Annotated in this window: 4 protein-coding genes; all 4 read left to right on the top strand. The window is 38.1% G+C overall.

Features of this window, described 5'->3' with window-relative positions; translation table 11 throughout:
- The coding region (locus J7K93_07105; protein ID MCD6116764.1) for a gamma-glutamyl-gamma-aminobutyrate hydrolase family protein at positions 1-300 on the top strand (300 nt) is incomplete at its 5' end.
- Positions 297-2,138: an aminodeoxychorismate synthase component I gene (gene pabB / locus J7K93_07100; GenBank protein MCD6116763.1), complete on the top strand. Its 1,842-nt coding sequence runs from the start codon at positions 297-299 to the stop codon at positions 2,136-2,138. The genes J7K93_07105 and pabB, both read left to right, overlap by 4 nt.
- Complete coding sequence (locus J7K93_07095) at positions 2,138-3,196, top strand: AIR synthase family protein (protein ID MCD6116762.1); 1,059 nt, start codon at positions 2,138-2,140, stop codon at positions 3,194-3,196. Before pabB ends, J7K93_07095 begins: the two co-directional genes overlap by 1 nt.
- A 101-nt stretch (positions 3,197-3,297) precedes the next feature.
- A complete protein-coding gene (locus J7K93_07090; GenBank protein ID MCD6116761.1) occupies positions 3,298-5,148 on the top strand; it encodes an amino acid permease in 1,851 nt (616 codons plus the stop codon).
- Positions 5,149-5,272 lie beyond the last annotated feature (124 nt).

Raw genomic sequence — 5,272 nt, 5'->3', positions numbered from 1 at the left:
GGTAAGATCGTAAAGTGCGGGGAGCCGGTTCACGGAAAAGCTGTTGTGATTACACATGACGCACAGGGTATTTTTTCCGGAATTCCCGATAAAATAAAGGTTGGGTTGTACCACTCTCTTATGGCAGATGAAAACACTCTTCCCAGAGAATTGATTGTTACAGCAAGGTCTTCCCAAAATGTAATTATGGGAATAAGGCATGAGAAATATCTGTTAACAGGAGTGCAGTTCCACCCTGAATCCATACTTACGGAATACGGATACAAAATGATTGAGAACTGGCTTATAGGATTAAGATGAAAATAGTTGATATTTTAAATTTTGTAGAGAATAACGAATATTCTGCATTTTTTTATACACCTGCAATTTATCCGGAAGCAGAATCCGTTTTCTTAAAAAATCCGGATTATATTCTTACGGCGAGGTCGTGGGAAGAGATTGACTCTGTTCTGGATCAGGCAGATACATATTCGAAAAGAGAAGATCTGACAGGCGTTGCTCTTTTACCATACGAAGCAGGATACAATTTTCAACCTGTTGATTTGGAAAAATTCAGAAAGCACATTGATTCCGTGCCATCTGTAAAATTCATGTTCTACAACAGAAAGAACACAGTACGGGTTTCTTCGCGCAGCCTTGATTATAAAGATGCGCCGGAAATTTCGGATAGAATATACCGTATTGATAATTATAGACTTGATGTGTCAAAAGATGAGTACGTCAGGAACATCCGCAAAATTAAAGATTATATTGAAAACGGAGAAACTTACCAGATTAACTATACAGTCAGAGCTCTTTTTGATCTTAACGGAGATTTGTCATCACTGTTTTTAAACACGGTTTTTCATCAGTCAGCAAGATACACATCCTTTATTAACCTTAAGGACGAGTACATCCTCTCTTTTTCTCCGGAACTCTTTTTTGAGACCGATTATTCAAATATCAAATGTAAACCTATGAAAGGCACTTTAAAAAGGGGCTCAAATCATCATGAAGACATGCTGATTGAAAAGGGTATGTCTAAGGATGAGAAAAATTTTGCGGAAAATGTTATGATTGTGGATCTATTAAGAAATGATCTCGGCAGGATTTCAAAAACAGACAAAGTAAAAGTTGAAAAACTGTTTGAAATGGAAAAATACGAAACTTTGTATCAGCTTACATCAACTGTCAAAGGTGAGTTGAAAGAGAGGAAACTCAGCACAATTATTAAAAATCTATTCCCATGCGGATCAATAACAGGCGCTCCCAAAATCAGGTCAATGGAGATTATTTCAGAGCTGGAGAAAAGTCTCCGTTCAATCTATACGGGCTCAATTGGGCTCATATTAAAAGGAAAAGCTGTTTTTAATATTGCAATAAGAACTTTAAGGATAGATAAACAAAATATGTCCGGAGAAATGGGTCTTGGCGGAGGCATTGTATGGGACTCAATTGCAGAGGAGGAGTATAAAGAGGCTCTTCTTAAAGGAAAGTTTTTAATGCCTGCGGAGAAATTTGAAATTCTGGAATCAATTCTGTTTGAAAACGGAGAGTGTTTTCTTCTTGATCTTCATCTTGAAAGAATGAAAAAGAGCGCTGATTATTTTTTGTTTTATTATGATGAAAAAAAAGTCAGGGATATACTTGAATCCGCAATTACAGAATTCAGAAAAGATAACATCTACAAAGTGCGTGTTTTGCTGGATAAGTGGGGCGATGTAACTACAGATTATCAGGAAATAAGAGATGATATATCCAATGTAGATATTGTTGTATCTTTCTCTCAAAGAACGGAAAAGAAACAGTTTCTCTTTCACAAAACTACATTCCGGCCGTGGGATACTGAGCTGAAATCCGCAAGAGAAAAAGGTTTTTTTGAAGTGATTTTCTGCGATAAAAACAGCAGAGTTCTTGAAGGCGCTTTTACGAATATTTTCTTAGAGAAAAACGGAAAGATATTTACTCCGGCTCTTGATTCCGTAATCCTTAACGGATGTTACAGACAGCATCTTATAAAAACCTGCGGTGTAATTGAAAAAGATATTTTTATTGATGATCTGAAAAATGCAGACAGGGTTTTTCTTGGCAATTCCGTGAGAAAAAAGATATATGTCAATAAAATAAAAAACTTAAAAGATGAACAGGAGAAAGAATAATGAAAACAAAACTGCCCGATATAGGTAAGATATCCCCGGAAGTGTTTGAAGAACTTATTTATCCCAGGCTCGGTGCCAAGAGGGAATCAGTAATTGTTCCCCCGCAAAACGGAGTTGATGTGGGAATTGTTGAAATTGGCGGTAAAGCGGTTGCAATAACAACTGATCCTGTATTTATAGTTCCTGAATACGGCTTTGAAAGAGCTGCCTGGTTTGCAATTCACATCCTTGCTTCGGATGTGGTTACAAGCGGGCTTGCTCCCACTTTTCTTTCAATAGATCTCAATCTGCCTATGGAGATCAATGAAGAACAGCTTGAACTTATGTGGAATACAATGCATACTGAGTGTGAAAAACTGGGAATGGCAGTTGTTTGCGGACATACTGCAAGATATGAAAACTGTCATTATCCAATGGTAGGCGGAGCCACTGTTCTGGCAGAAGGTGACAAAGATAAGTATGTGACTCCGAAATTTGCAAAACCAGGAGATCATGTAATTATTACAAAGGGGCCCGCAATTGAATCATCAGGGATATTTGCTGCAATGTTTCCGGAAAAAATCAAGTCTGCATTCGGAGAATCGTTTGCGCAAAAAGCATCGGAGCTTTTTTACAAAATGTCGGTTGTGGAAGATGCATTAACTGCAGTATCAGTAGGAGTGCGTGAAAACGGTGTTACTTCAATGCACGATGCAACTGAGTGCGGTATATGGGGAGGAGTGTATGAACTGGCTCAGGCTTCGGGGCTCGGCATAGTTATAAACAAGGATGATATTGTAACGGACGCCAGAGCTTTTGAAATATGCAGTCTTTTTGGCATTGACGACCCCTATGCAGCAATAAGCGAGGGGACATTGATTCTATCAGCCCGGCCTGACAAATCCGAAGATATTGTAAATGCTCTGAAGAATAAGGGGATTCCCGCATCTGTCGCAGGAGAATTAACGCTTCCGGAAAAGGGGATGACAATTATTGAAAACGGTAAAGAACGGGCATTTCAGCATCCCCGTGTTGATCCGTTCTGGAACGCATTTTACAATGCTCTGAAGGACAAATAGAAACAGGCGGGATGCTTTATTCTATTTGTTTTTTAAGTTAAAATAGTATATTTTATTATAACAATTTTAATAATCATTTCTCAAGAGGAACTTTGGGAAATATGGGATTAAAAAAAGAGCTCAGTCTGCCTGAAGTTTTTTCAATTGCAGCAGGTGCAATGATAAGCTCCGGTCTTTTTGTGCTTCCTGGCCTTGCTTATGCAAAATCAGGGCCTGCAATGATTCTTGCATATCTGCTTGCAAGTGTTTTAATTTTACCAAGCCTTTTTGCAAAGGCGGAGCTTGCAACAGCAATGCCTAAATCCGGAGGCACCTATTTTTACATTGAAAGAAGTCTGGGACCTGTATTCGGCACATTCGGCGGTCTTGCAAACTGGTTTTCATTAAGCTTAAAAAGCGCATTTGCTCTGGTGGGTATCGGAGCTTTTGCAGTTTTTATAAAACCTGATATCACAGTTTCAGAAATAAAAATTATTGCTGTGGCTGCATGTATTCTATTTACTATTACCAACATTGTAAGTGTTAAAGTAACAGGCAGGGTGCAGGTAATTTTGGTCTTTTTACTTATCTCAATTCTGATTCTATATATTGGAAGAGGGTTTATATCCACACATCCAGATAATTATTTACCTTTTATGCCAAAGGGATTGTGGTCTGTTGTTTCAACTGCAGGCCTTGTTTTTGTTTCATTCGGCGGATTGACAAAAATTGCTTCTATTGCAGAGGAAGTAAAGAATCCTTCGAAAAATATACCGCTTGGTATGATGCTCGCATTTTTTATTGTTTCTTTCTTATATGCTTTGTCAGTAGGAGTTACAGTCGGTATTGTAAACGGAAGTGAATTAAACGGTTCGTTAATTCCTCTTTCTCTTGGAGCCGGAAACATAATGGGGAAAGCTGGTGCGGTGCTTCTTGCAGGAGCCGCAATTATGGCATTTATAACCACAGCTAACTCCGGAATTTTAACAGCGTCCAGATCTCCCCTCGCTATGAGTAAGGACAAACTTATGCCGGATTTTCTATCCAGGCTGCATCCTAAGTTCAATACGCCGTATATTTCAATACTGATTACAAGCGGATTTATGGTAATGGTTATTATTTTTCTCTCAATTGAAAATCTTGTTAAGACAGCTTCAACTCTTATGATCGTTCTGTTTTCACTGGTCAATCTTTCTGTGATAATAATGCGCGAGAGTAAAATTCAGAATTACAGGCCGCAGTTTAAAGTTCCTCTTTATCCTGTTACACCAGTTCTAGCCCTTATTTTTTATGTTTTTTTGCTGTTTGAAATGGGCATGCTGCCTCTTTTAAGCGCTGCCGGATTTTTTATCATCGGATGGATAAGCTATCTGTTGTATTCAAAAAACAGAGTAAAAAGAATATCTGCAATTATGCATATTGTGGAGAGAGTTACTGACAGAGAATTAAAAACAAAAACTCTGGAAGAGGAGCTTAAGCAAATTGTAATTGGACGTGATGAGATTATTGAAGACCGGTTTGATAAAATTATTAAAAATTGTAAAGTTCTTGACCTTGACAAAAGGACTGGAATTGATGAGGTTTTTAAAAAACTATCGGAAATTCTTGCTCCAAGAGTGTCGGTTGATAAGGATATATTGTATTCCCTCTTTATTGAAAGGGAGAAACAGTCATGTACAGTTATAAAACCGGGTCTTGCCATACCTCATGTGATAATTCCCGGTCAGAATCAGTTTGATATAGTTCTTGTGAGATCGAAAAAAGGTATAATTTTCCCCGGCAAAGATGAACCTGTAAAAACAATGTTTATTCTGGTTGGAACCATAGACGGAAGAAATTTTCATTTACGGGCTTTGATGTCCATTGCACAAATTGTACAGGAACCCGGCTTTGAGAAAAGATGGATGGATGCACGCAGCAGTGATGAGTTGAAAGATGTAATACTTCTTTCAAAAAGGAAAAGGGATGCATGAGCAGTTATCGAATGGATTTACTTGGATCGACAGAAGGATCACTGATTAAATGCCCTTGTTATTCAGCGTGTCGTTTTTCACAATAATCATATTGTTATACCTGATTAATCTGCCTTTTTTCAAG

This window comes from bacterium (assembly GCA_021158245.1).
GTDB lineage: Bacteria > Zhuqueibacterota > QNDG01 > QNDG01 > QNDG01 > QNDG01.
This window is presented reverse-complemented; position numbering and strand designations above follow the sequence as displayed.

Excerpts from the sequence above, each read along its gene's own strand:
- pabB (MCD6116763.1), top strand. The coding sequence starts at position 297 with ATGAAAATAGTTGATATTTTAAATTTTGTAGAGAATAACGAATATTCT.
- J7K93_07090 (MCD6116761.1), top strand. The coding sequence starts at position 3,298 with ATGGGATTAAAAAAAGAGCTCAGTCTGCCTGAAGTTTTTTCAATTGCA.
- J7K93_07095 (MCD6116762.1), top strand. The coding sequence starts at position 2,138 with ATGAAAACAAAACTGCCCGATATAGGTAAGATATCCCCGGAAGTGTTT.